This is a genomic window from Streptomyces sp. KL2 (genome assembly GCF_046529545.1).
GTDB lineage: Bacteria > Actinomycetota > Actinomycetes > Streptomycetales > Streptomycetaceae > Streptomyces > Streptomyces radiopugnans.
The window spans coordinates 4,541,252-4,567,978 of record NZ_CP127170.1; the positions used below are offsets into that span (position 1 = coordinate 4,541,252).

A 26,727-nucleotide genomic window follows, 5' to 3' on the forward strand; every position below is an offset into this window, starting at 1 on the left:
CGGCCCTCCTCGGCCCGCTCACGGGCCGGTCCGCCCCGCGGCGGGCCGGCCATCCCCGAACAACCGGCGCCTCCCCCGCAGCAGGTACCCGCGGAGGAGGGCCGTCACTCAGGCATTCTTCACTTACACAGCCTCACGCGTCACGATTCCGGGCCGTTCGCCGGATCGATCTCCCGGAGCAGACCGGTGGTGACGTCGAAGACGAAGCCGCGTACGTCGTCGGTGTGCAGCAGGAACGGTGAAGTACGTACCCGCTCCATCGACTGCCGCACGTCCTGGTCGGCGTCCTTGAAGGACTCGACGGCCCACGACGGCCGCTGGCCGACCTCCATCTCCAGCTCGTGCCGGAAGTCCTCGGTCAGATTCAGCAGGCCGCAGCCGGTGTGGTGGATCAGCACGACGGAGCGCGTGCCCAGGGCGCGCTGGCTGATGGTCAGCGAGCGGATGACGTCGTCGGTGACCACGCCGCCGGCGTTGCGGATGGTGTGGCAGTCGCCGAGTTCGAGGCCGAGGGCGGCGTGGAGGTCCAGCCGGGCGTCCATACAGGCGACGACGGCGACCTTCAGCACCGGCCGGGCGTCCATCCCCGGGTCGGTGAACTCGGCTGCGTAACGCTGGTTGGCTGCGACGAGGCGGTCGATGACCGGCCCCCCGGAGGAAGACGATGGCATGCCTACGACCGTAACCGTCCCGTCTCCGCCCGGCCCGGTGCGGGGCCGGGCAAAGCCGGTCAACGCGCATGGCGTGTGAGGTAACCCACACCGGTGACGCGCGGTCCTCCGTGCGGGGGGAACCGGAGGCGGGGTCCCGGGCGCGCCTGCGCGGGCAAGCGGCCGTGACGCGCCTGACCAGTTGGTTGACCGGGGGGACGAGTGGACTAAAGTGACGCGAAGCGGGAGCCGGGCAAGCGCCGGGCTCCCCCTGCCGAATCCCGAGATCCCATGTGCGCGGGCGCGCGTACGGCCGCGTGCGGCCCGGCCTCCTCCCGCTCCCGGCCGGCCGGCGCCCCTTCCCCGGTGCCGGCCGCCGCTGCTTCCCCTTCGCGAGCGGGCGGGGACCAGGCCGTACGGGCCCGCTCAAGGAGAGTCCAGTTGAGCACCAACGAGCGGCACGTCCCGGTCATGCTCCGGCGCTGCCTGGACCTGCTCGCCCCCGCCCTGGGCGAGCCCGGCGCCACCGTCGTCGACTGCACCCTCGGGCTGGGCGGGCACAGCGAGGCGATGCTGTCGGAGTTCCCGGACGTCCGGCTGATCGGCCTGGACCGCGACCCGGCCGCGCTGGAACTGGCCGGGGAGCGCCTGGCTCGCTTCGGCGACCGCGCCACCCTGGTGCACGCCGTCTACGACGAACTGCCCGAGGTGCTGGGGCGGCTCGGCGTGCCGCGCGTCCGGGGAGTCCTGTTCGACCTCGGCGTGTCCTCCATGCAGCTCGACGAGGCCGAGCGCGGCTTCGCGTACTCCAGGGACGCGCCGCTGGACATGCGCATGGACCAGAGCAGGGGCGTCAGCGCCGCGGAGGTCCTCAACACCTACCCGCCCGGTGAACTGGTGCGCATCCTGCGCGCCTACGGCGAGGAGAAGCAGGCCAGGCGGATCGTCTCCGCGATCGTGCGCGAGCGCGAGAAGGAGCCCTTCACCGGCAGCGCCCGGCTGGTCGAGCTGATCCGCGAGGCGCTGCCGCAGGCCGCCAAGCGGACCGGAGGCAACCCCGCCAAGCGCACCTTCCAGGCGCTGCGCATCGAGGTCAACGGCGAACTGGCCGTACTGGAGCGGGCGTTGCCGGCCGCCGTCGCCGCGCTGGAGGTGGGCGGCCGGATCGCGGTCCTGTCCTACCACTCGCTGGAGGACCGTCTGGTCAAGCAGGTCCTCGCCGCGGGCGCCACCAGCACCGCGCCGCCGGGGCTGCCGGTGGTCCCCGAGCGCTACCAGCCCCGGCTGAGGCTGCTGACCCGGGGGGCGGAACTCCCCACCGAGGAAGAGGTCGCCGAGAACCGCCGCGCCGCCCCCGCCCGGCTGCGCGGCGCCGAGCGCATCCGGGAGGAGCCCTGAAGGACGCACCGAAGGCCGCACCCGGGACCGCCGGGAAACCGGCCTCCCCGACGCCCCAGCAGCGGCTGGCCAGACTGGCGCGGCTGGTTCCCGCAGGACCCCCCTCCGCACCGGCCCGCGCCCCCTTCGTGCTGCTGGTGGTCCTGCTGCTCGGCTCCGGGCTGCTGGCCCTGCTGCTGCTCAACGCGGCCGTCAACCAGGGATCCTTCGAACTCCGGGAGCTGGAGAGGCGGGCCGGGGAACTGGCGGACGAGGAGCAGGCGCTCCAGCAGGAGCTGGACTCCTTCTCCGCTCCGGACGCGCTGGCCGAACGGGCCGGGGAGCTGGGCATGGTGCCCGGCGGGAACCCCGCGTTCATCCTCCCGGACGGCACCGTCCGGGGCGTGCCCGAACCGGCCCCCGCCGCGCCCGGAGGGGAGGACGCCCCGTGAGCGAGCGCCCCCAGCGCCCCCGCCGTGCGCAGCCCGCCCCGCGTTCCGCCGCGTCCCGCCCCGCCCGTGCCCCCCGGCCCGCCGCCCGCTCACCCCGCCCGAGGCCGGGCACCGTACGGCTGGGCGACCCCCGGCCCCGGCTGAGGCTGTTCGGGGTCCTGCTGACCCTGGTGATGCTGGCCTTCACCGTGCGACTGCTCCAGGTGCAGGCCGTGGACGCGAGCACCTACGCCGCCAAGGCCGACGTCAACCGCTACATCACCGTCCCGCTCGCCGCCGAGCGCGGCACCGTCACCGACCGCGACGGCGTCGCCCTGGCCACCACGGTCGACGCGTACGACATCACCGCCGACCCCTATCTGTTCACCCCCGACCAGACGAAGGTCCCCGACGCGCCCGCCCAGGCGGCCGAGCTGCTCGCCCCCATCCTCGGAGTGGACGAGGAGACGCTCACCGAGCGGCTCTCCCGCAAGGAGACCCGCTACGTCCTCCTGGCCCGGCAGCAGTCCCCGCAGGTCTGGCGGCAGATCACCGACCTCAAGCGCGTGCTGGCCGGCCGGCAGCGCGCCGGCGGGGGCCACCACGTGCTGGCCGGGGTGTACTCCGAGGAGCACGCCAAACGGGTCTACCCGGGAGGGGACCTCGCGGCCGCCGTGCTCGGCTTCGTCAACTCCGAGGGCAAGGGCAGCGGCGGCCTGGAGGCGAAGTTCGACAAGGTGCTGGCCGGGAAGGACGGCAAGATCACCTACGCCCAGTCCGGCGGCCGCCAGGTGCCCACCGCGGGCGAGCACGAGCAGCCCGCGCGCCCCGGCTCCGACGTGGAGCTGACCCTGGACCGCGACATCCAGTGGGCCGCGCAGAGCGCCATCGAGGAGCGGGTCGAGAAGTCCGACGCCGACAGCGGCTACGTGATCGTCCAGGACGTCCGCACCGGTGAGATCCTCGCCATGGCCAACGCGCCCGGTTACGACCCGGGCGACCTGTCCACGGCGAGCGCCTCCGCACTGCGCAACGGCGCCGTCGAGGACGCCTACGAGCCGGGCTCCACCAGCAAGGTGATGTCCATGGCCGCGGTCCTGGAGGAGGGCGTGGCCACTCCGGGCACCCATGTCGTGGTGCCCAACCGGCTGCCGCGCGCGGACCGCAGCTTCGCCGACGACATCGACCACCCCACCTGGTACCTCACCCTCAACGGGGTGCTCGCCAAGTCCAGCAACATCGGCACCATCCTGGCCGTCGAGCAGCTCGGCGACACCCAGGCGGAGGCCAACCGGGTGCTCCACTCCTACCTGCGCAAGTTCGGTCTCGGGCAGAGGAGCGGACTGGACTTCCCCGGCGAGACCCCCGGCATCCTCGCCGACCCCGGGGACTGGAACGCCTCGCAGCAGTACACCATCCCCTTCGGCCAGGGCCTGTCGATCAACGCCGTCCAGGCGGCCTCGGTCTACTCCACCATCGCCAACGGGGGCGTGCGCGTCGAACCGTCCCTGGTGCGCGGCACCACCGGGCCCGACGGGGAGTGGGAGCCCGCGCCGGAGCCGCAGCGCACCCGCGTCGTCGGCGAGAAGACCGCCACGACGCTCGCCGCCATGCTGGAGTCGGTGGTGGCGGACATGGAGGGCACCGGCACCACCGCGCGGATCCCCGGCTACCGGGTGGCGGGCAAGACCGGCACGGCCAACCGGGTGGACCCCGAGACGGGCCGCTACAACGGCTACACCTCCTCCTTCGCCGGGTTCGCCCCCGCCGACGAGCCCCGCGTCACCGTCTACTGCGCCGTGCAGAACCCCAAGAAGGGAAGCTACTTCGGCAGCGAGGTGTGCGGCCCGGTGTACCAGCAGGTCATGAAGTACGCGCTCAAGGCCCTGCGGGTCCCCCCGACCGGCGCCGAGCCCCCGCGTCTGCCCGTCACCTTCGACCCCGGGGACTGACCCGGGAACCGACCGGAAAGCGACCGTGAGAACCATCGACGACCTCCCCCGCAACAGCCCCGGCGCCACCGGCGGCGCGCCCGGCACACCCGGCCCCTCGCTTCGCGGCGGGCCCGGCACGGCGGGTACGCTCACCGCCGTGCCACACGCTGATCAGACCCCATCCCTGCCCCCGGCCCCGCCCCGCCCGGAGCGGGTCCGTCCCGTGCCGCTGGCGGAGCTGGCCCGGCGGCTGGGGGTCGCGGCCCCCGAGGGCGACGCGGCCGTCACCGGCATCACCCACGACTCGCGCGCCGTACGTCCCGGCGACGTCTACATCGCGCGTCCGGGGGCCCGCTTCCACGGCGCGGACTTCGCCGTGCAGGCGGCCCGCCTGGGCGCCGTCGCGGTGCTCACCGACCCCACGGGCACCGAGCGGGCCGCCGCCACCGGTCTGCCGGTGCTGACGGTTGCCGAGCCGCGCGAGGTGATGGGCGACCTGGCCGCCGCCATCTACGGCGACCCGGGCCGGGACCTGCTGCAGATCGGCATCACCGGCACCTCCGGCAAGACCACCACCGCCTACCTCGTCGAGGGCGGGCTGCGGGCCGCGGCGAAGGAGGGGGAGCAGACCGGGCTGATCGGCACGGTCGAGTCCCGCATCGGCGACGAGCGGATCAAGTCCGAGCGCACCACCCCCGAGGCCACCGAGCTCCAGGCGCTGTTCGCGGTGATGCGCGAGCGCGGGGTGCGCTCCGTGGCCATGGAGGTCTCCAGCCACGCGCTGGTGCTGGGCCGGGTGGACGGCTGCGTCTTCGACGTCGCCGTCTTCAGCAACCTCAGCCCCGAGCACCTGGACTTCCACCCGGACATGGAGGACTACTTCAGGGCCAAGGCGCAGCTGTTCACGAAGGCCCGCTCCCGCGCCGGAGTGGTCAACATCGACGACGAGTACGGGCAGCGGCTGGCCGCCGGGGTCAGCGAGGTCCCCGTCACCACCTTCTCCGCCGAGGGCCACCCGGACGCCGACTGGCGCGCGAGCGACGTGGAGATCGGCCCGCTCGGCTCCACCTTCACCGTCATCGGCCCGGACGGCGAGACGGTGCGCGCCGCCGCCCCCCTGCCCGGCCCGTTCAACGTCGCCAACGCGCTCGCGGCCATCACCGCCCTGGTCACCGCCGGGATCGATCTGAAGACCGCGGCCGAGGGCGTCGCCGCGGTGCCCGGCGTACCGGGCCGCCTGGAGCGCGTGGACGCCGGCCAGCCGTACCTGGCGGTCGTGGACTACGCGCACAAGCCCGACGCCGTCGACTCCGTGCTGCGCGCCCTGCGCAAGGTCACCGAGGGCCGGGTGCACGCGGTGCTCGGCTGCGGCGGCGACCGCGACCCGCACAAGCGCCCCGCCATGGGCGCCGCGCTGGCCCGGCTGGCCGACACCGCCGTCCTGACCTCCGACAACCCGCGCTCGGAGGACCCGCTGGCCATTCTCGCCGCCATGCTCGCGGGCGCGGCCGAGGTCCCGATCCACGAGCGCGGCACCGTGCTGGTGGAGGAGGACCGGGCCGCCGCCATCGCGGCGGCCGTCGCCCGCGCCGAGCCCGGTGACACGGTGCTGGTGGCCGGCAAGGGCCACGAACTGGGCCAGGACATCGCCGGGGTGGTTCGCCCCTTCGACGACCGCGAGGTGCTGCGCGAGGCCGTCGAGCGCGCCATGGCCGCCCGGCGGGACGCGGGGCGGAACGCCGCGGGCGACGGGGACACCGGGGAGAGCGCGTCGTGATCCCGCTGACCCCCGCAGAGATCGCCGGCATCGTCTCCGGCCGGGTCCACGACATACCGGATCCGGAGCCGACCGTCACCGGCCCCGTGGTCAAGGACTCACGGGAGGTGCGCCCCGGCGCGCTCTTCGTCGCCTTCGCCGGAGCCCGGGTGGACGGCCACGAATTCGCCGCCCGCGCCGTCGCCGACGGCGCGGCGGCCGTGCTGGCCGCCCGGCCCGTCGGCGTGCCCGCGATCGTCGTCGACGACGTGGAGGCCGCCCTGGGAGCCCTGGCCCGCCATGTGGTGCGGCGGCTGGGCACCACCGTCGTCGCCCTCACCGGCTCCGCCGGCAAGACCAGCACCAAGGACCTGATCGCCCAGCTCCTGCGGCGGCTGGGCCCGACCGTCTTCACCCCGGGCTCGCTCAACAACGAGATCGGCCTGCCGCTGACCGCGCTGAGCGCCGAGGAGGGCACCCGCCACCTCGTGCTGGAGATGGGCGCCCGCGGCATCGGCCACATCCGCTACCTGACCGAACTGACCCCGCCGCGCATCGGCGTGGTCCTCAACGTCGGGTCCGCGCACATCGGCGAGTTCGGCGGCCGGGAGCAGATCGCCCTGGCCAAGGGCGAGCTGGTGGAGTCCCTCCCCCCGGCGGACGAGGGCGGCGTCGCCGTCCTCAACGCCGACGACCCCCTGGTGCGCGCCATGCGCGCCCGCACCGAGGCACGCGTCCTCTTCTTCGGCGAGGCCGGGGAAGCCGACATCCGTGCCGAGAATGTCCGTCTCACCCCGAAGGGGCAACCCGCCTTCACCCTCCACACCCCCACCGGGTGCAGCGATGTGACCATGCGCCTGTACGGTGAGCACCACGTGTCGAACGCGCTCGCCGCGGCCGCCGTAGCCCACGAGTTGGGCATGCCCGCCGAAGGGATCGCCACCGCGCTCTCCGAGGCCGGCACGCTCTCCCGCTGGCGGATGGAGGTCACCGAGCGCTCGGACGGCGTGACCGTCGTCAACGACGCCTACAACGCGAACCCCGAGTCCGTGCGGGCCGCTCTCCGCGCGCTCGCCGCCATGGGCAAGGGGCGTCGCACGTGGGCGGTGCTCGGCGAGATGGCCGAGCTCGGCGAGGAGTCGCTCGCCGAGCACGACGCGGTCGGACGGATGGCCGTCCGGCTCAACGTCAGCAAGCTCGTGGCGGTCGGCGGCCGGGAGGCCCGCTGGATCGACATGGGCGCCAAGAACGAGGGTTCGTGGGGTGAGGAGTCGGTGCACGTGTCCGACGCGCAGGCGGCAATCGACCTGTTGCGCGACGATCTGCGGCCGGGGGATGTCGTGCTGGTGAAGGCCTCCAGGTCGGCCGGCCTGGAGAAGGTGGCGCTCGCGCTGGTCGAGGGCGAGGTCGCCGGCCGATGATGAGGCAGATCCTCTTCTCCGGGGTCATCGGGCTCTTCCTGACCCTGATCGGCACTCCGCTGCTGATCAAACTGCTGGCCCGCAAGGGCTACGGGCAGTACATCCGCGACGACGGCCCGCGGGACCACCACAGCAAGCGCGGCACCCCCACCATGGGCGGCATCGCCTTCATCCTGGCGACGCTGATCGCCTACGGGCTCACCAAGGTCATCACCGGCGAGCCGCCGTCGTTCTCCGGCGTGCTGGTGCTCTTCCTGATGGCGGGCATGGGCCTGGTCGGCTTCCTCGACGACTACATCAAGATCGTCAAGCAGCGCAGCCTGGGCCTGCGGGCCAAGGCCAAGATGCTCGGCCAGCTCATCGTCGGCATCGCCTTCGCGGTCCTGTCGCTGAACTTCGCCGACGCCCGCGGCCAGACCCCGGCGTCCACCAAGCTCTCCTTCATCCAGGACTTCGGCTGGTCGATCGGCCCGGTGCTCTTCGTGATCTGGGCGCTGTTCATGATCCTGGCGATGTCCAACGGCGTGAACCTCACCGACGGCCTCGACGGCCTGGCCACCGGCGCCTCGGTGATGGTCTTCGGCGCCTACACCTTCATCGGGGTGTGGCAGTACCAGGACTCCTGCGCGCTGACCGGCAGCCCGAGCTGCTTCGAGGTACGCGATCCGCTGGACCTCGCGGTCGTCGCCTCGGCCCTGATGGGCGCCTGTTTCGGCTTCCTGTGGTGGAACACCTCGCCCGCCAAGATCTTCATGGGCGACACCGGCTCGCTGGCCCTGGGCGGCGCGCTGGCCGGCCTGGCCATCGTCTCCCGCACCGAGCTGCTGCTCGCCCTGCTCGGCGGCCTGTTCGTCCTCATCACCATGTCCGTCGTCATCCAGGTCGGCTCGTTCCGGCTGACGGGCAAGCGGGTCTTCAGAATGGCGCCGCTCCAGCACCACTTCGAGCTCAAGGGCTGGAGCGAGGTGCTGGTCGTGGTCCGCTTCTGGATCATCCAGGGCATGTGCGTGATCGTCGGAATCGGCCTGTTCTACGCCGGCTGGGCGGCCGGGAAATGACGCGCGGCCCCGTCGGCGAGGAGTTCGCCGGAAAGCGTGTCACCGTCGCCGGCCTCGGCGTCTCCGGAATCCCCGCCGCGCGCGTGCTGCGGTCCCTGGGGGCGGAGGTGACGGTCGTCAACGACGGCGACGACGAGCGCGCCCGGCGGCAGGCCGCCGAACTGGAGGAGCTGGGGGCCACGGTGCGCCTCGGCGACGGGGCCACCCTGCCCGAGGGCACCGAACTGGTCGTCACCACGCCCGGCTGGCGGCCGGACAAGCCGCTGTTCGCGGCGGCCGCGGCCGCCGGGGTGCCGGTGTGGGGCGATGTCGAGCTGGCCTGGCGGCTGCGCGGTCCCGGCGCCGCACCCTGGCTGGCCGTCACCGGCACCAACGGCAAGACCACCACCGTGCGGATGCTCGCCTCCGTCCTGGAGGCCGCCGGGCTGCGCACCGCGGCGGTCGGCAACATCGGCGTCTCGCTGCTGGACGCGGTCCTGGGCGGCGAACCGTACGACGTGCTCGCGGTGGAGCTGTCCAGCTACCAGCTCCACTGGTCCTCCTCGGTGCGCCCCCACTCGGCCGCGGTGCTCAACCTGGCGCCCGACCACCTCGACTGGCACGGCTCGATGGAGGCGTACGCCGCCGACAAGGGCCGGATCTACGAGGGCAACCGGGTCGCCTGCGTCTACAACACCGCCGATCCCCTCACCGAGGAACTGGTGCGCCGCGCCGACGTGGTGGAGGGCTGCCGGGCGATCGGCTTCACCCTCGGCGCCCCCGCGCCGTCCCAGCTCGGCGTCGTGGACGGCGTACTGGTGGACCGGGCCTTCGTCCCCGACAGGCGGAGGCAGGCGCAGGAGCTGGCCGAGGTGGCGGACGTCGACCCGCCGGCCCCGCACAACATCGCCAACGCCCTGGCCGCCGCGGCCCTGGCCCGCGCCTTCGGCGTGGAGCCGGGAGCGGTGCGCGACGGCCTGCGCGCCTTCCGGCCCGACCCGCACCGCATCGAGCACGTCGCCGACGTGGGCGGGGTGGCCTACGTCGACGACTCCAAGGCCACCAACACCCATGCCGCCGAGGCCTCCTTGAAGGCCTACGACCCGGTGGTGTGGATCGCCGGAGGACTGGCCAAGGGAGCCGTCTTCGACGAGCTGGTCGCCGGGGCCGCCAAGCGGCTTCGCGCGGCGGTGCTGATCGGCGCGGACCGCCGGCTGGTCCGTGAAGCGCTGGCGCGACACGCCCCGGATGTCCCGGTCGTCGACCTCGACCGGACCGACACTGGGGCGATGGCGGCGGCGGTCGGCGAGGCCGCCCGGCTGGCCCGCCCCGGGGACACCGTCCTGCTGGCTCCGGCCTGCGCCTCGATGGACATGTTCACCGACTACCACGCGCGCGGGGAGGCCTTCGCCGCCGCGGTCCGCGACCTGGCCGCGGACCGTCCCGCGGCGCGGGAGCGATAACCCGCCGGTCCCCGCGCCGCGGACCGGCGGCCGGGGAGACAGGAGGGGACGGATGACGGCCGAGCGACCCGTACCGCCCGCGGCGGTGGCCGCAGCCGGCCTGGCGGGCCGCGTCCTGGCGGCCGTCGCCGCGGCGGCGCCGGGCCTGCCGGCCGCGCTCGCCCGGCCCGTCCCTGCGGCGGGTACGGCCGGGCCGATGCGCCCGGGGCGCGGCGTCGCGCTGCGCGAGGCCCAGCGCTCCCGTCCCGGACCCCGCACGGCGCGTCCGGGTACTGTGCGCGCCCCGCGTCCCGCCGCCGCGCCCCGGGCGTCCGGCGCCGGACGGCCCGCGCCCGGGAGCGCACCCAAGCGCCCCCCTCGCGGCCCGCGCCGTGCCGCGGCCGGGGTCCGCGGGCTCTACCTGCGGGCGAAGCGCGCCTGGGACCGGCCGCTGACCGCCTACTACCTGATCCTCGGCGGCAGCCTGATGATCCTCGGCCTCGGCCTGGTGATGGTCTTCTCCGCCTCGCAGATCGAGGCGCTGGGCTCCGGGCTGCCCTCCACCTACTACTTCCGCAAACAGTTGCTGGCCGCCGTCCTGGGCGGCGTTCTGCTGGTGGCGGCCGCCCGGATGCCGGTGGCCCTCCAGCGCGGGCTGGCGTACCCGCTGCTGGCCGTCTCCGTCTTCCTGCTCTGCCTGGTCCAGGTGCCGGGGATCGGGCAGGAGGTCAAGGGCAACCAGAACTGGATCCAGCTCGGCGGCCCCTTCCAGTTCCAGCCCAGCGAGTTCGCCAAGCTCGCCCTGGTGCTGTGGGGGGCGGACCTGCTGGCGCGCAAGGGCGACAGACGGCTGCTGAACCAGTGGAAGCACATGCTGGTGCCGCTCGTCCCGGTGACCCTCCTGCTGCTCGGCCTGATCATGCTGGGCCGGGACATGGGCACCTCGCTCATCCTCGCCGCGATCCTCGTCGGACTGCTCTGGCTGGCCGGTGCGCCGGTGCGGATGTTCGCCGGGGTCCTCGCCGTCGCCGGAGCGCTGGGAGCCCTCCTGATCGCGACCAGCGGCAACCGGATGGCCCGGTTCGCCTGCCTGGGCGCCACCGACCCCGGCCCCAACGACCAGTGCTGGCAGGCCGTCCACGGCATCTACGCCCTGGCGTCGGGCGGATGGTTCGGCTCCGGGCTGGGCGACAGCATGGAGAAATGGGGACAACTGCCCGAACCGCACACCGACTTCATCTTCGCCGTGACCGGGGAGGAACTCGGCCTGGCGGGGACGCTGCCGGTGCTCGCCCTTTTCGCCGCTCTAGGCTATGCGGGTATCCGCGTGGCAGGACGCACGGAGGACCCCTTCGTCAGGTACGCCGCGGGAGGTGTGACCACCTGGATCACGGCCCAGGCCGTGGTCAACATCGGTGCGGTGCTCGGCCTGCTGCCGATCGCCGGTGTCCCGCTCCCGCTGTTCTCCTACGGAGGTTCCGCCCTGCTGCCGACGATGTTCGCCGTCGGGCTGCTGATCTCCGCCGCGAGATCGGAACCCGCCGCGAAGGCGGCACTGGCCATGCGGCAGCCTGCTGTGAGAAAGAAGCTGGCTGGGGTGAGACGGAAGACGATGGGACGGAGTGCCGTACGGCGCCCGTCCGGAGAGCGGTGAAATTCGGTGCATGTCGTACTCGCCGGTGGGGGGACCGCCGGCCACATCGAGCCCGCGCTCGCCCTCGCGGACGCCCTGCGCAGGCAGGACCCGACCGTGGGGATCACGGCACTCGGCACGGAGCGCGGACTCGAGACCCGGCTCGTTCCGGAACGGGGCTACGACCTGGAGCTGATCCCGGCCGTGCCCCTGCCGCGCAAACCCACTCCCGAGCTGATCACCGTGCCGGGAAGGCTGCGCGGCACCATCAAGGCCGCGGAGCAGGTCCTGGAGCGGACCAAGGCCGACTGCGTGGTCGGCTTCGGCGGCTATGTGGCGCTGCCCGGCTACCTCGCGGCCAAGCGGCTCGGGGTGCCGATCGTCATCCACGAGGCCAACGCCCGCCCGGGTCTGGCCAACAAGATCGGCTCCCGCTACACCGACTACGTCGCCGTCTCCACCCCGGACAGCAAGCTGCGGCACGCCCGCTACGTCGGCATCCCGCTGCGCCGCTCGATCGCCACCCTGGACCGGGCGGCGATGCGCGCAGAGGGGCGGGCCGCCTTCGGCCTCGACCCCGGTCTGCCCACCCTGCTGGTCACCGGCGGCTCCCAGGGGGCCCGGCGGCTCAACGAGGTCGTCCAGGCCGTCGCCCCCGGCCTCCAGCGCTCCGGTGTCCAGATCCTGCACGCGGTCGGCCCGAAGAACGAGCTTCCGCAGGTGGACAACATGCCCGGGATGCCGCCCTACGTCCCGGTGTCGTACCTGGACCGGATGGACCTGGCGTACGCCGCGGCCGACATGATGCTCTGCCGCGCGGGCGCGATGACGGTCGCCGAACTGTCCGCCGTCGGACTGCCGGCCGCCTACGTCCCGCTGCCGATCGGCAACGGCGAACAGCGGCTGAACGCCCAGCCGGTGGTCAAGGCGGGCGGCGGACTCCTCGTCGACGACGCCGAACTGTCGCCGGAGTGGATCCAGTCCAACGTCCTGCCGGTGCTCACCGACCCGCACCGGCTGTACGACATGTCGCGGGCCGCCGCCGAGTTCGGGCGCAGGGACGCCGACGAACTGCTGGTCGGCATGGTGTACGAGGCGATCGCGGCACACCGCCGGGGCTGAGGCCGCAGGCGGGGCGCGGGAGAGCAGGGAGCGTGGCCGGACGGACGGCGGCCGCCGGGCGAGGCGGCCGCGACCAGCGTGACCCCCGCGGGCCGGTGGCGGGCTCAGGGCCGCCCCCGGCCCCGCCGGGCCGGTGGCTCCGGCGCCGCCGCGCGCCCCGCCTTCCGGAGGGCCGCGGACGCCGCCGTCTGCTGCTCGCCCTCGCCCTCGGCCCGGCGCTGCTGATCGGCGGTCTGGCCCTGTGGCTGCTCTACGGCTCCGCGTGGCTGCGGGTGGAGAGCGTCACGGTCACCGGCCAGAGGGTCCTGACGGAGCGGCAGATCCTCGACGCCGCCGACGTCCCCCTCGGTGAACCCCTCGTCTCGGTCGATCCCGGCGAGGTGGAGCGGCGGCTGCTGGAGGCGCTGCCGCGGATCGGCTCGGTGGAGGCGGCCCGCTCCTGGCCGCACGGCGTGGAGTTGACGGTCACGGAGAGAAAAGCCGTGGTCGTGATGGTGCAGGACGCGGAGAACGGGGAAGGCGGGGGAGACGAGGACGGCACGAGGGGGCGGCGCTATGCCGAGGTGGACGGTGAGGGGGTGCTGTTCGGCACGGTCGCCGAACGGCCCGCGGGCGTCCCCCTCCTCGCCCTGGACCTCGCCGGATCCCCCAGCGGGAGCCGCTTCGGACCCGAGAAGATGCGCGAGGAGGCGGTCGGGGTCGCCGCGGCCCTCCCCGAGCGGGTGCGCCGCGACACCCGGACCATCCGGGTCCGCTCCTACGACTCCATCACCCTGGAGATGAGCGGCGGGCGCACGGTGGTGTGGGGGAGCGGTGAGGACAGCGACGCGAAGGCCAGATCGCTCACCCTGCTGATGAAAGCCGCCGACGGTGCGGAGAGATTCGACGTGAGTGTTCCCGGCACACCGGCGGCGTCGGGGAGTTGACGTGCGTACGCGCAGGCCAGCACCCTGGTTGGCTACCGCGTTGCCTGATCACATAGGGTGAGAAGAAAAACGGGAGGTTCGGCGTGTTCATTGAACGCGAACCACTTGTCGACCTAGTGTCCGTTCCAAAGAATCCGAGGAACGACAGACATTGGTAACCCTAAAGTTGAACGTTAGGGTTCGGGTCGGCGTCCGGACCGTCCCACTCGGCATAGGTCGGCGCACCGCAACCATCGTGGAGCGGCGACACGTAACTCGAGGCGAGAGGCCTTCGACGTGGCAGCACCGCAGAACTACCTCGCAGTCATCAAGGTCGTCGGTATCGGCGGCGGTGGCGTCAACGCCATCAACAGGATGATCGAGGTCGGTCTCAAGGGCGTCGAGTTCATCGCGATCAACACCGACGCACAGGCCCTGCTGATGAGCGACGCCGACGTCAAGCTCGACGTCGGCCGCGAGCTCACCCGCGGCCTCGGCGCCGGCGCCAACCCCGATGTCGGCCGCAAGGCAGCCGAGGACCACCGGGAGGAGATCGAGGAGGTCCTCAAGGGGGCCGACATGGTCTTCGTCACCGCCGGCGAGGGCGGCGGCACCGGCACCGGCGGCGCGCCCGTCGTCGCGAACATCGCACGTTCTCTCGGCGCCCTCACCATCGGCGTCGTCACCCGCCCGTTCACCTTCGAGGGCCGCCGCCGGGCCAACCAGGCCGAAGACGGCATCGCGGCCCTGCGCGACGAGGTCGACACCCTCATCGTCATCCCCAACGACCGGCTGCTGTCCATCTCGGACCGTCAGGTGAGCGTGCTCGACGCGTTCAAGTCCGCGGACCAGGTGCTGCTGTCGGGTGTCCAGGGCATCACCGACCTCATCACCACCCCCGGCCTGATCAACCTCGACTTCGCGGACGTCAAGTCCGTGATGTCCGAGGCCGGCTCGGCGCTCATGGGCATCGGCTCGGCGCGCGGCGACGACCGCGCGGTGGCCGCGGCCGAGATGGCGATCTCCTCGCCGCTGCTGGAGGCGTCCATCGACGGCGCCCGAGGTGTGCTGCTCTCCATCTCCGGCGGCTCCGACCTCGGCCTGTTCGAGATCAACGAGGCCGCCCAGTTGGTGAGCGAGGCCGCGCACCCGGAGGCGAACATCATCTTCGGCGCGGTCATCGACGACGCCCTCGGCGACGAGGTCCGGGTCACCGTCATCGCGGCGGGCTTCGACGGCGGGCAGCCGCCGGCCAAGAACCGCGACAAGGTGCTCGGTTCGTACGCCGGCGGCAAGGAGGAGGCGCCGGCCGCCCCGCGCCCGGTGTCCTCCGAGCCCGACCGCCCGTCCTTCGGCGGGCTCGGCTCGGTCACCCCGCGCGAGGACGAGCCGTCCCCGGCCGTCCCGCTGACGGACTCCCCGTCCGCCTACGGCGCGGGCTCCTCCTCGCCGCGGTCCGGCGAGACCGGCCCGTCCCCGGCCCCGCAGGTCCCGCCGGCCCGTCCCTACCAGGACGGTTCGGCCGAGGAGCTCGACGTGCCCGACTTCCTCAAGTAGGCACCACGAGCGTGATAGCACAGCACGACATCGTGAGCGGCGCGCACTTCGCCACCACCGACAGGTGGGGCGGGGTGAGCGCCGCTCCGTATGACGAACTCAACCTCGGCGGCGCGGTCGGGGACGACCCCGGCGCCGTGAGGGCCAACCGGGAGCTGGCGGCGAGGGCGCTCGGCCTGGACCCGGCCGCGGTGGTCTGGATGAACCAGGTGCACGGGCGCGACGCGGCCGTCGTCACCGGGCCGTGGCGCGACGGCCACGTGCCGTGCGTGGACGCGGTCGTGACCGCCCGTCGGGGCCTGGCGCTGGCAGTGCTGACCGCCGACTGCGTCCCCGTCCTCCTCGCCGACCCCGTCGCCGGGGTGGCCGGAGCCGCGCACGCCGGACGGCCCGGACTGGTCGCCGGGGTGGTCCCGGCGGTGGTCGAGGCGATGGGATCCCTCGGCGCGGACCCGGCCCGCACGGTCGTCCGCATCGGCCCCTCGGTGTGCGGGGGCTGCTACGAGGTGCCGGAGCGGATGCGCGAGGAGGTCGCGGCCGCGGTGCCCGAGGCGTACGCCACCACCAGGCGGGGCACCCCGGCGGTCGACGTCGCGGCCGGGGTGCGCGCCCAACTGGTCCGGCTCGGGGTGCCGGAGCCCCCGGAGCCGCCGGTCTGCACGATGGAGTCCCCGGACCACTACTCCTACCGCCGGGAGAGGACCACCGGACGGCTGGCCGGCTACGTATGGCTGGAGGCTCCCGCCGGCGGTGCGGGACAGGCTGACGGGGAGGCCGCCGCATGACCGACCGCAGAGCCGAACTGGCCGCGAACCTCGCCCAGGTGGAGGAGCGCATCACCCGCGCTTGTGTCACCGCGGGGCGCGCGCGGGAGAACGTGACCCTGGTCGTCGTCACCAAGACCCGCCCCGCCGACGATGTGCGGCTGCTGGCCGGGCTCGGGGTGCGGCACGTGGCGGAGAACCGGGACCAGGAGGCGGCGCCCAAGGCCGACGCCTGCGCGGACCTCCCCCTCACCTGGCACTTCGTGGGGCAGTTGCAGACCAACAAGGTCCGGTCCGTGGCCCGCTACGCCGACTTCGTGCACTCGGTCGACCGGCTCCGGCTGGTCGGCGCGCTCTCCTCGGCGGCCGAACGCGAGGGCCGGCGGATCGGCTGCCTGCTGCAGGTCGCGCTCGACCGGGAGGCGGGCGCGGCCGGTGGACGCGGCGGTGCGGCGCCGGAGGAGGTGGGGGAGTTGGCCGACGAGGTGGCCGCCGCCCCGGGCCTCCGGCTCGCGGGTGTGATGACGGTCGCACCCCTTTCCGGACCGTACGCCGGTAGGCCGGGAGCCGCTTTCGAGCGGCTGGTGGAGATCTCAACCGCCCTACGGGCAGACCACCCTGCTGCGACCATGGTCTCGGCGGGGATGAGCGGGGACCTCGAAGAGGCGGTGGCGGCCGGTGCGACACATGTGCGTATCGGCAGTGCGGTACTCGGAGTACGACCCGGGCTCCGGTAACGTCGCCAAGCAAGTCGGACCACAGCAGAAAATATGGTCATTCCCGCCCAGTGTGGATGACCGCGTGGATCCAGGGGCACCGGTGACGGAGTCTTGGGTCTTGGGGCCTCCCTTCGGAGGCACCGGAGGCAGAATGGGGTCCCCGCCGCAGGCAGGGGACGGGGCCTCCCCGCCGAAGGCCGGGGAACCACCACAGAGCGGAGGACGCAGAGAATGGCCGGCGCGATGCGCAAGATGGCGGTCTACCTCGGCCTCGTGGAGGACGATGGGTACGACGGCCCGGGGTTCGACCCCGACGACGAGTTCGAGCCCGAGCCGGAGCCCGACAGGGACCGGCGGCACCAGGCGCACCAGCCTCTGGGGGCCCCCGCGGCGAAGTCCGACGGGGAGCAGGAGGCCGACGAGCCGGTGCGGGTCGTCCACCCTCCCGCCCACCGGGAACGGGAGCAGGCCCCTGCGATCGCCGCCGAAAACGGACGGCACGGGAGGATTGCCCCCGTGTCATCCATCACACCCGAACGCCAGAACCTGGAGAAGAACGCACCGGTGATCATGCCCAAGGTCGTGTCCGAGCGGGAGCCCTACCGGATCACCACGCTGCACCCCCGGACGTACAACGAAGCCCGTACCATCGGGGAACACTTCCGAGAGGGCACCCCGGTGATCATGAATCTGACCGAGATGGACGACACGGACGCGAAGCGTCTGGTCGACTTCGCGGCGGGTTTGGTGTTCGGTCTCCATGGGAGTATCGAGCGGGTGACACAGAAGGTCTTCCTCCTGTCTCCTGCTAACGTCGATGTCACGGCGGAGGACAAGGCCCGCATCGCAGAGGGCGGGTTCTTCAACCAGAGCTGAGAGTCAGTGCAACCGGACGGGCCGGCCGACGGGCCGGACGCGACCAAAGGGGAGAGGGAAGCGCACGATGGGCGTCGTACAGCAGGTGGTCCTCATTGTGCTGCAGGTCTTCCTGGCCGTGCTGATCTTCCGCCTGGTGATGGACTACGTCTTCATGTTCGCCCGCTCATGGCAGCCCGGCAAGGCGATGGTGGTCGTCCTGGAGGCCACCTACACTGTCACTGATCCGCCACTCAAGCTGCTGCGGAGGTTCATACCGCCGCTGCGCTTCGGGGGCGTGGCGCTCGACCTGTCCTTCTTCGTACTGATGATCATCGTCTACATCCTGATCAGTGTCGTGGCCAGGCTGTGAGCGATACGGTCTTGCCGATATGCCGATGACTTACGTTGAGGTGAAGAGATGCCGCTGACCCCCGAGGACGTGCGGAACAAGCAGTTCACAACCGTCCGCCTGCGAGAGGGCTACGACGAGGACGAGGTCGATGCCTTCCTCGACGAGGTCGAGGCCGAACTGACGCGTCTGCTCCGGGAGAACGAGGATCTGCGCGCCAAGCTGGCCGCCGCGACGCGGGCCGCCGCGCAGAACCAGCAGCAGGGCATGCGCAAACCCGAGCCCCAGCAGCAGGAACGGCCGGGTCCCGTACCCGCCGCCATATCGGGACCGCAGCCGGTCCCGCCGGGGCAGATGGGCGGTCCGCCCCAGTTGCCCGGCGGTGCGCCGCAGCTGCCTGCAGGCCCCGGCGGGCACGGCCCGCAGGGCGGTCCGATGGGTCCCGGCCCGATGGGCGGTCACGGCGGTCCGGGTGGTCCCGGCCCGATGGGCGGTCACGGCGGTCCCGGTGGCCCCGGCATGCACCAGCAGGGCCAGGGGCCGGGCGGCGACAGCGCGGCCCGCGTGCTGTCGCTGGCGCAGCAGACCGCGGACCAGGCGATCGCGGAGGCCCGTTCCGAGGCCAACAAGATCGTCGGTGAGGCGCGCAGCCGCGCCGAGGGCCTGGAGCGGGACGCCCGTGCCAAGGCCGACGCGCTGGAGCGGGACGCGCAGGAGAAGCACCGTGTCGCGATGGGCTCGCTGGAGTCCGCCCGCGCCACGCTGGAGCGCAAGGTCGAGGACCTGCGCGGCTTCGAGCGCGAGTACCGCACCCGCCTGAAGTCCTACCTGGAGAGCCAGCTCCGTCAGCTGGAGAACCAGGCCGACGACTCCCTGGCCCCGCCGCGCACCCCGGCCACGGCCTCGCTGCCGCCGTCCCCCTCGATGGCATCGGCGGGCGCACCGGGCGGCGGCGCCATGGGCGGCCACCAGTCCATGGGCGGCGGCCAGTCGATGGGCGGCCACGGCGGTCCCGGAGGTCACAACCAGGGCGGCGGTCAGACCTACGGCGGACAGCAGCAGATGTCCCCGGCGATGACCCAGCCGATGGCCCCGGTGCGGCCGCAGGGTCCGCAGCCGATGCAGCAGGCACCCTCGCCTATGCGCGGTTTCCTCATCGACGAGGACGACAACTGACGCAGCCGCCGTAGGCGGCGGGCGAATCGGATCGGCATATCGCAGAGGGCCGGGCCCGGGATCGAAGATCCCGGGCCCGGCCCTCTGGTGTGCCCGTTCCGTCCAGCAGCCCCTCCGGACGGGCCGCACTCCGGGGCACCGGTGTCCTGTCTCCGGTGCCCCGGGCCGGCGGGCGGCCCGGGGCACCGGAGGCCGCCGGTCAGACGCGGCGCAGCCGGAAGACCAGGGACAGCGACTCGTCCTCGAACGGCTCGCCGAAGGAGCCGTCGCCCTCGCCCTCCGCGTAGTCCGTCGCCAGGACCTCGTCCGCGATCAGGGTCTGGTGCTCGGCCAGCGCCCGGGCGACCTCCTCGTCGTCCGACCGCCACCGCAGGGCGATCCGGTCGGCGACGTCCAGGCCGCTGTTCTTGCGCGCCTCCTGGATCAGCCGGATCGCGTCACGGGCGAGCCCCGCCCGCCGCAGTTCCGGGGTGATCTCCAGGTCCAGGGCGACCGTGGCGCCGGCGTCGGAGGCCACCGACCAGCCCTCGCGCGGGGTCTCGGTGATGATGACCTCCTCCGGGGAGAGCGCGATGGTCTCGCCGTCGACCTCCACCGCCGCCGTGCCGGCGCGCAGCGCCGCCGACAGCGCCGCCGCGTCCGCCTCGGCGATGGCCTTGGCGACCGGCTGGGTCCGCTTGCCGAACCGGCGGCCCAGCGCCCGGAAGTTGGCCTTGGCGGTGGTGTCCACCAGGGAGCCGCCGACCTCGGACAGGGAGGCGAGCGAGGTGACGTTCAGCTCCTCGGCGATCTGCTCGCGCAGATCGTCGCTGAGCAGCTCGAAGCCCTGCGCCGCCAGCAGTGCGCGGGACAGCGGCTGCCGGGTCTTGACCCCCGACTCCGCGCGCGTGGCCCGGCCCAGCTCCACCAGCCGCCGCACCAGCAGCATGTCGCGGGACAGGTCCGGGTCGACGGCCGACAGATCGGCCTCGGGCCAGGTGGCCAGGTGCACGGAGTCCGGCGCGCCGGGGGTGACGGGGACGACCAGGTCCTGCCAGACCCGCTCGGTGATGAACGGCACCAGCGGGGCCATCAGCCGGGTGACGGTCTCCAGCACGTCGTGCAGGGTGCGCAGCGCCGCCGCGTCACCCTGCCAGAAGCGGCGCCGGGAGCGGCGCACGTACCAGTTGGACAGGTCGTCCACGAAGGTGGACAGCAGCTTGCCGGTGCGCTGGGTGTCGTATGCCTCCATGGCCTGGGTGCACTGGTCGACCAGGGCGTGCAGCTCGCTGAGCAGCCAGCGGTCCAGCAGCGGGCGCGTGCCCGGGGCCGGGTCCGACTCCGACGGCGCCCAGCCGGAGGTGCGGGCGTACAGCGCCTGGAAGGCGACGGTGTTCCAGTAGGTCAGCAGGGTCTTGCGGACGACCTCCTGGATCGTGCCGTGCCCGACGCGCCGCGCGCTCCACGGGGAGCCGCCCGCGGCCATGAACCAGCGCACCGCGTCCGCGCCGTGCCGGTCCATCAGCGGGATGGGCTCCAGGATGTTGCCCAGGTGCTTGGACATCTTCCGGCCGTCCTCGGCGAGGATGTGGCCCAGGCAGACCACGTTCTCGTAGGAGGAGCGGTCGAAGACGAGCGTGCCGACCGCCATCAGCGTGTAGAACCAGCCGCGGGTCTGGTCGATGGCCTCGGAGATGAACTGCGCCGGGTAGCGCTTCTCGAAGACGTCCTTGTTGCGGTACGGGTAGCCCCACTGGGCGAAGGGCATCGAGCCCGAGTCGTACCAGGCGTCGATGACCTCCGGGACGCGGACGGCCGTCAGCGAGCAGCCCTCGGCGGTGCAGCCGAAGACGACGTCGTCGATGTACGGGCGGTGCGGGTCCAGGCCCGACTGGTCGGTGCCGGTCAGCTCCGACAGCTCCGCCAGCGACCCGACGCAGGTGAGGTGGCCATCCTCGCAGCGCCAGATGGGCAGCGGGGTGCCCCAGTAGCGGTTGCGGGACAGGGCCCAGTCGATGTTGTTGTCCAGCCAGTCGCCGTAGCGGCCGTGCTTGACCGACTCCGGGAACCAGTTGGTCCGCTCGTTCTCCCGCAGCAGGGCGTCCTTGATCGCGGTGGTGCGGATGTACCAGGACGGCTGCGCGTAGTAGAGCAGCGCGGTGTGGCAGCGCCAGCAGTGCGGGTAGCTGTGCTCGTAGGGCAGGTGGCGGAAGAGCAGGCCGCGGGCGTCGAGGTCGGCGACCAGAGCCTCGTCGGCCTTCTTGAAGAACTGCCCGCCGACCAGCCCCAGGCCCTCCTCGAAGGTGCCGTCGGGCCGGACGGGATTGACCACCGGCAGCCCGTAGGCACGGCAGGTGAGCAGGTCGTCCTCGCCGAAGGCGGGGGACTGGTGGACCAGACCGGTGCCGTCCTCGGTGGTGACGTACTCGGCGTTGAGGACGAAGTGGGCGCCCTCGATCTCCACCAGGTCGAACGGGCGGCGGTAGGCCCAGCGCTCCATCTCGCGGCCGGTGAAGGTCTGCCCGGTGGCGCTCCAGCCCTCGCCCAGCGCCTTGGCCAGCAGCGGCTCGGCCACCACCAGCTTCTCGGCGCCGTCGGTGGCCACCGCGTAGGTGACGTCGGGGTGGGCGGCCACGGCGGTGTTGGAAACCAGCGTCCAGGGCGTGGTCGTCCACACCAGCAGCGAGGCCTCGCCGGCCAGCGGGCCGGAGGTCAGCGGGAAGCGGACGTAGACCGAGGGGTCCACGACGGTCTCGTAGCCCTGCGCCAGCTCGTGGTCGGACAGGCCGGTGCCGCAGCGCGGGCACCAGGGCGCCACACGGTGGTCCTGGACGAGCAGGCCCTTGCCGAAGATCTCCTTCAGCGACCACCACACGGACTCGATGTAGTCCGGGTCCATCGTCCGGTAGGCGTCGTCCATGTCGACCCAGTAGCCCATCCGGGTCGTCAGCTCGGCGAAGGCGTCGGTGTGCCGGGTCACCGACTCGCGGCACTTGGCGTTGAACTCCGCGATGCCGTAGGCCTCGATGTCCTGCTTGCCGTTGAAGCCCAGCTCCTTCTCCACCGCCAGCTCCACCGGCAGGCCGTGGCAGTCCCAGCCGGCCTTGCGCGCCACGTGGTAGCCGCGCATGGTGCGGAAGCGGGGGAAGACGTCCTTGAAGACGCGGGCCTCGATGTGGTGGGCGCCGGGCATGCCGTTCGCGGTCGGCGGACCCTCGTAGAACACCCACTCGGGACGGCCCTCGGACTGCTCCAGGCTGCGGGCGAAGACCTTGTTCTCGCGCCAGAAGTCCAGCACGGCGCGCTCCAGGGCGGGGAGATCCACCTGGGCGGGCACCGGACGGTACTGGGGCGGGGGCTGCGGGCTCATGGTGAGCTTCCTCCAACGGACGTGGTGACTTCCGCCGGAGGGACGAGACCGCCGCCAGTCGGCGCCGGTGCCCGCGGTACCACCCTCCTTGGCGCCGGACGCGTACGCGGGTACGTGTCCACCGCCCTCTCATTGGTGCGGCGATGCCGGTTCTACTCACCGCCCGTCGCACCGCGTGCTGTCGCCGCACGTGCGCGGGGGTTTTCTTCCGGCGGCTCCGGGGTGATCTTCACGCCGCGCTCGCCCCCGGGCTCACACCGTCCCCGGGTCGCTCGTGGCCGCATACGGACGCTACTCGTCCCCTTCGACGCCTCTCGCTCAGCCCAAGTGTAAGGGTGCCTCCCAATGGGGGCTGACCGGTTTTCGGCCCGCGGTGCCGGGCAGAACGCTTCGCGAGGGCACGGGTTCCGCCTGCCGGGGAAGCGGAAGCGGATCGGCGTGCCCTGTTGCCGCACGATCGGTGTCGATTTATCGTTCCGGTCACGATTCATACACAAGATCACAATATGTGAAGGGGTCGCGGCCATGGTGGCGAGGGAGTCCGCAGCGAGGAGGGCGCGAGCCGCGCGGGAGCCCGCCGGGGGGAAGGACACCGGGAGTTCCGCGAACCCCGGGAACCCCGAAGACACCGAGGAACCCGCGAGCGCCGGGAGCGCGGGGAACGCGGGGAAGAAGCCCTCCGGAGGGAAGTCCGCTGCGAAGAGGGCAGCGGCGAGCACGGGCGCCGGAAAGGCGGCCGACGGGAAGACAGGAGCCGAGACGGTGGTTGCCAAGAAGTCCACGACGGGAGCGCGGGCCGCCGGGCACGCCGCCCCGGTCCCCCCGGCGCGTACGGCCGCGGCCACCGCCGCCCCCGACGATCTGGCCGTACGGCCCGGAGAGGAGCCCTGGACCGCTCAGGAGGTGGAGGCGGCGCGCGCGGAGCTGTCCTCGGAGTCCGAGCGGCTGCGCGTGGAGATCCACGCCGCGGAGGAGGCCCTCAACGGCCTGATGCGGGACTCGGCCGACGGCGCCGGGGACGACCAGGCCGACACGGGGACGAAGAACATCACGCGCGAGCACGAGATGGCCCTGGCGGAGAACGCCCGCGAGATGCTCTACCAGACCGAGCGCGCCCTGGACCGCCTGGAGGCCGGTACGTACGGCGTCTGCGAGAACTGCGGCAAGCCGATCGGCAAGGCGCGGATGCAGGCGTTCCCCCGGGCCACTCTCTGCGTCGAGTGCAAGCAGCGGCAGGAGCGCCGCTGACCGCCGCCGACCGCTGCCGCCCGCCGCCGCCCGGGTGTGACGTACCCTGCATCACGTGACAGAGGTGGAACGGGCCGGCGAGCAGCCGGGCGAGGCGCAGACCGAGACCGAGACCGTGGACACAGCCGCCGGCCGGGCCGCGACCGAGGCCGGCGGCGGGCCCGGGAGCACCGCCGGGTCCGCCCCCCGCGGACGCCGGCGGATCGTGGAACTCGCCATCGTGGCGGCCGTCGCCTACGCCCTGGACCTGATCAGCAAGATCATCGTGGTCGAGAAGCTGGAGGGCCACGACCCGGTCGAGGTGATCGGCACCTGGCTGCGGTTCCAGGCCGTGCGCAACCCGGGCGCGGCCTTCGGCATCGGCGAGGCCCTCACCATCGTCTTCACCGTCATCGCGGCGGCCGTGATCGTGGTGATCGTGCGGATCGCCCGCAAGCTCTACAGCACGCCCTGGGCCATCGCGCTCGGACTGCTGCTGGGCGGGGCCCTGGGCAACCTCACCGACCGGGTCTTCCGCTCGCCCGGGGTCTTCCAGGGCCATGTGGTGGACTTCATCGCGCCCGCCCACTTCGCCGTCTTCAACCTGGCCGACTCGGCGATCGTCTGCGGCGGGGTGCTGATCGTGCTGCTGTCCTTCCGGGGCCTGGACCCCGACGGCACCGTCCACCGGGACTGACCGGAGCCGGCCGCGGCCGGTCTGCGGGGGATCGGCCCGCGGGGACCGGCCCGCACCGGGTGTGCGCCCCGCCCGCCGAACGGGAGCACCGTCCGCTTCCGGCATACTCGATCGGGTGAGCCAGCTTCCCGAGATCCGCACCCTGCCCGTACCCGACGGCCTGGAGGGCGAGCGTATAGACGCGGCCCTGGCCAGGATGTTCGGCTTCTCCCGCACGAAGGCGGCCGAACTGGCCGCCACGGGGAAGGTCCGGCTCGACGGCGGCGAGGTCGGCAAGTCCGAGCGGGTGCGCGGCGGGGCCTGGATCGAGGTCGAGATGCCCGCACCGCCCGCGCCGGTGCAGGTGGTGGCCGAGCCCGTGGAGGGCATGGAGATCGTGCACGACGACGACGACATCGTGGTCGTCGCCAAGCCGATCGGCGTGGCCGCCCACCCCAGCCCCGGCTGGAGCGGCCCCACCGTGATCGGCGGGCTGGCCGCCGCCGGCTTCCGCGTCTCCACCTCGGGCGCGGCCGAGCGGCAGGGCATCGTGCACCGGCTGGACGTGGGAACGTCCGGACTGATGGTGGTCGCCAAGTCCGAGCGCGCCTACACCCTGCTCAAGCAGCAGTTCCGCGAGCGCATGGTCGACAAGCGCTACCACGCGCTCGTCCAGGGCCACCCCGACCCGCTCAGCGGCACGATCGACGCCCCCATCGGACGGCACCCCGTGCACGACTACAAGTGGGCCGTCACCGCCGACGGCAAGCCGTCGGTCACCCACTACGACCTCATCGAGGCGTTCCGGGCGGCCAGTCTGCTCGACGTCAAGCTGGAGACCGGCCGCACCCACCAGATCCGCGTCCACATGGCCGCCCACCGGCACCCGTGCGTCGGCGACACCACCTACGGCGCCGATCCGACGCTGGCCAGGCGCCTGGGACTGACCCGGCAGTGGCTGCACGCGGTACGGCTGGGCTTCGAGCACCCGGCGGACGGCCGCTGGACGGAGTTCTCCAGCGACTACCCCGGCGACCTGCAGACCGCTCTGGACAGGATCCGGGCCGAGAGCGCGTAGGAGGACGCGCCGCGGGGCTCCGGCGGACGCCTCGGGCGCCGCCGGAGCCCCCGCGGGGCCGTCCGCCCGGTGTGCCCGTCCGCCCGCTCAGCTCGGCTTCCGCGCGTCCGGTATCCCCGGCCGCCCGCCGCCGGCCCGGCCGTCCGCGCCCGTCTCCCCCCGCTCCGGTGCTCGCTCCGCCCCCCGCTCGAAGGCCGGGGCCGGAGCCGCCTGCGCGGTGGTGACGCGGGGCAGGGCGTAGGGGTGCTCCCGGTGGAGCCAGGTGATGAGCCCCTCGCGGACCTCGCAGCGCAGCGTCCAGATGTCGTCGGGGCTGCGCGCCGTCATCGTCGCGCGGACCTCGATCGTGGTGGGCGTGGAGTCGGTCACGACCAGCCCCCAGCTGCGGCCGTCCCAGGCGTCGCTGGCGCGCACGATCTCCTCGGTCCTGCGCCGGATCTCGGCGATCGGCGCCGAGTGGTCGAGGTGGAGGTAGACGGTGCCGGTCATCTGCGGGTTGCCGCGGGTCCAGTTCTCGAAGGGCTTGCTGGTGAAGTAGGACACCGGCATGGTGATCCGGCGCTCGTCCCAGGTGAGGACCACCAGGTAGGAGGTGGTGATCTCCTCGACCGTCCCCCACTCGCCGTCCACGATCACCGTGTCGCCGATGCGCACCATGTCACCGAAGGCGATCTGCAGGCCGGCGAAGAGGTTGCCCAGCGTGGACTGGGCGGCGATGCCGGCGACGATGCCGAGCACACCGGCGGAGGCCAGCATGGAGGTGCCCAGCTTCTCCATGGCGGGGAACTGCAGCAGCATCGCCGCGCCGGCGATCACCGTGACCACCGCCGTGGCCAGCCGCTTGATCAGCGTCAGCTGGGTGCGCACCCGCCGCACCCGCGCCGCGTCGTGGGCGATCCCGGCGTACCGGGAGTAGGCCGTCTCCACCACGGCGGTCAGCACCCGCAGCATCAGCCACGCGGCGGCCCCGATCAGTATCAGGTCCAGCCACAGGTCGACGGTCCTCTGGTGGTCCCTGGCCAGGTGGGTCTCGTCGGAGAAGGCGTTGAGCAGTCCGACGAAGACCACCGCCCGGAGCGGGACCCTGCCGCTGCGCAGCAGACCCCACAGCGGGGTCTCCGGATGCCGGGCGTCCATGCGCCGCAGCGCGCGGTCCACCGCCCAGCCGACGGCGAACGCCAGGAAGATGGCGCCGCCGAAGACGATCAGCGGCCGCAGCACGTTCTCCATGGTGGTGTGAACTCCTCGGAAGACTCCAGGGGACGG

22 protein-coding genes are annotated in these 26,727 nt (G+C 72.9%); 19 read left to right on the forward strand and 3 right to left on the reverse strand.

From position 1 onward, the window contains the following. Window positions 1–140: 140 nt before the first annotated feature. The gene (locus QPK52_RS20415; RefSeq protein ID WP_410538911.1) at window positions 141–671 is read right to left on the reverse strand and encodes a beta-class carbonic anhydrase; all 531 of its coding nucleotides are present in this window, start codon (window positions 669–671) and stop codon (window positions 141–143) included. 270 nt (window positions 672–941) lie between these two features. On the opposite strand from QPK52_RS20415, the gene rsmH reads away from it, so the two are divergent. From rsmH to QPK52_RS20495, 16 genes are all read left to right on the forward strand, one after another. Continuing rightward, on the forward strand, window positions 942–2,048 hold the full coding sequence (gene rsmH / locus QPK52_RS20420) for a 16S rRNA (cytosine(1402)-N(4))-methyltransferase RsmH (protein ID WP_410538912.1): 1,107 nt from the start codon (window positions 942–944) through the stop codon (window positions 2,046–2,048). A gap of 128 nt (window positions 2,049–2,176) precedes the next feature. Beyond that, a complete protein-coding gene (locus tag QPK52_RS20425) occupies window positions 2,177–2,479 on the forward strand; it encodes a septum formation initiator family protein (RefSeq protein ID WP_410538913.1) in 303 nt (100 codons plus the stop codon). Continuing rightward, window positions 2,476–4,410, forward strand: coding sequence for a peptidoglycan D,D-transpeptidase FtsI family protein (locus QPK52_RS20430; protein ID WP_410538914.1), 1,935 nt, complete (start codon window positions 2,476–2,478; stop codon window positions 4,408–4,410). The genes QPK52_RS20425 and QPK52_RS20430 overlap by 4 nt, the downstream gene beginning before the upstream one ends. Window positions 4,411–4,549: 139 nt before the next feature. Continuing rightward, window positions 4,550–6,169 (forward strand): UDP-N-acetylmuramoyl-L-alanyl-D-glutamate--2,6-diaminopimelate ligase, encoded by a 1,620-nt coding sequence (locus QPK52_RS20435; RefSeq protein ID WP_410538915.1) that lies wholly within the window; start codon window positions 4,550–4,552, stop codon window positions 6,167–6,169. Next, window positions 6,166–7,569, forward strand: coding sequence for a UDP-N-acetylmuramoyl-tripeptide--D-alanyl-D-alanine ligase (locus QPK52_RS20440; protein ID WP_410538916.1), 1,404 nt, complete (start codon window positions 6,166–6,168; stop codon window positions 7,567–7,569). The genes QPK52_RS20435 and QPK52_RS20440 overlap by 4 nt, the downstream gene beginning before the upstream one ends. Further along, window positions 7,569–8,627 carry a phospho-N-acetylmuramoyl-pentapeptide-transferase gene (gene mraY, locus QPK52_RS20445; protein WP_410540410.1) on the forward strand — a complete coding sequence of 353 codons (1,059 nt, stop codon included), beginning with the start codon at window positions 7,569–7,571 and terminating at the stop codon, window positions 8,625–8,627. The genes QPK52_RS20440 and mraY overlap by 1 nt, the downstream gene beginning before the upstream one ends. Then, window positions 8,624–10,069 carry a UDP-N-acetylmuramoyl-L-alanine--D-glutamate ligase gene (gene murD / locus QPK52_RS20450; protein WP_410538917.1) on the forward strand — a complete coding sequence of 482 codons (1,446 nt, stop codon included), beginning with the start codon at window positions 8,624–8,626 and terminating at the stop codon, window positions 10,067–10,069. The genes mraY and murD overlap by 4 nt, the downstream gene beginning before the upstream one ends. Window positions 10,070–10,265: 196 nt before the next feature. Further along, window positions 10,266–11,702, forward strand: coding sequence for a putative lipid II flippase FtsW (ftsW, locus tag QPK52_RS20455; RefSeq protein ID WP_410540411.1), 1,437 nt, complete (start codon window positions 10,266–10,268; stop codon window positions 11,700–11,702). A 6-nt stretch (window positions 11,703–11,708) separates the two neighbouring features. After that, entirely contained in the window at window positions 11,709–12,803 is a 1,095-nt protein-coding gene (murG, locus tag QPK52_RS20460; protein ID WP_410538918.1) for an undecaprenyldiphospho-muramoylpentapeptide beta-N-acetylglucosaminyltransferase, read from the forward strand. A 32-nt stretch (window positions 12,804–12,835) separates the two neighbouring features. Next, window positions 12,836–13,729 carry a cell division protein FtsQ/DivIB gene (locus tag QPK52_RS20465; RefSeq protein ID WP_410538919.1) on the forward strand — a complete coding sequence of 298 codons (894 nt, stop codon included), beginning with the start codon at window positions 12,836–12,838 and terminating at the stop codon, window positions 13,727–13,729. Between the two features lie 276 nt (window positions 13,730–14,005). Further along, a complete protein-coding gene (gene ftsZ, locus QPK52_RS20470; RefSeq protein WP_410538920.1) occupies window positions 14,006–15,265 on the forward strand; it encodes a cell division protein FtsZ in 1,260 nt (419 codons plus the stop codon). Between the two features lie 11 nt (window positions 15,266–15,276). After that, window positions 15,277–16,050: a peptidoglycan editing factor PgeF gene (gene pgeF / locus QPK52_RS20475; RefSeq protein ID WP_410538921.1), complete on the forward strand. Its 774-nt coding sequence runs from the start codon at window positions 15,277–15,279 to the stop codon at window positions 16,048–16,050. After that, entirely contained in the window at window positions 16,047–16,766 is a 720-nt protein-coding gene (locus tag QPK52_RS20480; RefSeq protein ID WP_410538922.1) for a YggS family pyridoxal phosphate-dependent enzyme, read from the forward strand. The genes pgeF and QPK52_RS20480 overlap by 4 nt, the downstream gene beginning before the upstream one ends. A 213-nt stretch (window positions 16,767–16,979) precedes the next feature. Continuing rightward, a complete protein-coding gene (locus tag QPK52_RS20485) occupies window positions 16,980–17,624 on the forward strand; it encodes a cell division protein SepF (RefSeq protein WP_410538923.1) in 645 nt (214 codons plus the stop codon). Window positions 17,625–17,691: 67 nt separating this feature from the next. Beyond that, a complete protein-coding gene (locus tag QPK52_RS20490) occupies window positions 17,692–17,976 on the forward strand; it encodes a YggT family protein (RefSeq protein WP_241718398.1) in 285 nt (94 codons plus the stop codon). A 48-nt stretch (window positions 17,977–18,024) separates the two neighbouring features. Beyond that, window positions 18,025–19,131, forward strand: coding sequence for a DivIVA domain-containing protein (locus QPK52_RS20495; RefSeq protein WP_410538924.1), 1,107 nt, complete (start codon window positions 18,025–18,027; stop codon window positions 19,129–19,131). A gap of 199 nt (window positions 19,132–19,330) precedes the next feature. Here QPK52_RS20495 and ileS read toward each other — a convergent pair whose 3' ends face one another. After that, complete coding sequence (ileS, locus tag QPK52_RS20500) at window positions 19,331–22,480, reverse strand: isoleucine--tRNA ligase (protein WP_410538925.1); 3,150 nt, start codon at window positions 22,478–22,480, stop codon at window positions 19,331–19,333. A gap of 762 nt (window positions 22,481–23,242) precedes the next feature. On the opposite strand from ileS, the gene QPK52_RS20505 reads away from it, so the two are divergent. From QPK52_RS20505 to QPK52_RS20515, 3 genes are all read left to right on the forward strand, one after another. After that, window positions 23,243–23,728, forward strand: coding sequence for a TraR/DksA family transcriptional regulator (locus QPK52_RS20505; RefSeq protein WP_410538926.1), 486 nt, complete (start codon window positions 23,243–23,245; stop codon window positions 23,726–23,728). Between the two features lie 55 nt (window positions 23,729–23,783). Continuing rightward, on the forward strand, window positions 23,784–24,404 hold the full coding sequence (gene lspA / locus QPK52_RS20510) for a signal peptidase II (protein WP_410538927.1): 621 nt from the start codon (window positions 23,784–23,786) through the stop codon (window positions 24,402–24,404). Between the two features lie 115 nt (window positions 24,405–24,519). Then, a complete protein-coding gene (locus tag QPK52_RS20515; RefSeq protein ID WP_410538928.1) occupies window positions 24,520–25,461 on the forward strand; it encodes an RluA family pseudouridine synthase in 942 nt (313 codons plus the stop codon). A gap of 87 nt (window positions 25,462–25,548) precedes the next feature. On the opposite strand, the gene QPK52_RS20520 is transcribed toward QPK52_RS20515, so the two are convergent. Continuing rightward, window positions 25,549–26,691, reverse strand: coding sequence for a mechanosensitive ion channel family protein (locus tag QPK52_RS20520; RefSeq protein WP_410538929.1), 1,143 nt, complete (start codon window positions 26,689–26,691; stop codon window positions 25,549–25,551). Between the last annotated feature and the right edge of the window lie 36 nt (window positions 26,692–26,727).

Excerpts from the sequence above, each read along its gene's own strand:
- QPK52_RS20520 (WP_410538929.1), bottom strand. The coding sequence starts at position 26,691 with ATGGAGAACGTGCTGCGGCCGCTGATCGTCTTCGGCGGCGCCATCTTC.
- QPK52_RS20490 (WP_241718398.1), top strand. The coding sequence starts at position 17,692 with ATGGGCGTCGTACAGCAGGTGGTCCTCATTGTGCTGCAGGTCTTCCTG.
- murD (WP_410538917.1), top strand. The coding sequence starts at position 8,624 with ATGACGCGCGGCCCCGTCGGCGAGGAGTTCGCCGGAAAGCGTGTCACC.
- ftsW (WP_410540411.1), top strand. The coding sequence starts at position 10,266 with ATGCGCCCGGGGCGCGGCGTCGCGCTGCGCGAGGCCCAGCGCTCCCGT.
- mraY (WP_410540410.1), top strand. The coding sequence starts at position 7,569 with ATGAGGCAGATCCTCTTCTCCGGGGTCATCGGGCTCTTCCTGACCCTG.
- QPK52_RS20480 (WP_410538922.1), top strand. The coding sequence starts at position 16,047 with ATGACCGACCGCAGAGCCGAACTGGCCGCGAACCTCGCCCAGGTGGAG.
- QPK52_RS20485 (WP_410538923.1), top strand. The coding sequence starts at position 16,980 with ATGGCCGGCGCGATGCGCAAGATGGCGGTCTACCTCGGCCTCGTGGAG.
- ileS (WP_410538925.1), bottom strand. The coding sequence starts at position 22,480 with ATGAGCCCGCAGCCCCCGCCCCAGTACCGTCCGGTGCCCGCCCAGGTG.
- QPK52_RS20495 (WP_410538924.1), top strand. The coding sequence starts at position 18,025 with ATGCCGCTGACCCCCGAGGACGTGCGGAACAAGCAGTTCACAACCGTC.
- rsmH (WP_410538912.1), top strand. The coding sequence starts at position 942 with ATGTGCGCGGGCGCGCGTACGGCCGCGTGCGGCCCGGCCTCCTCCCGC.
- QPK52_RS20415 (WP_410538911.1), bottom strand. The coding sequence starts at position 671 with ATGCCATCGTCTTCCTCCGGGGGGCCGGTCATCGACCGCCTCGTCGCA.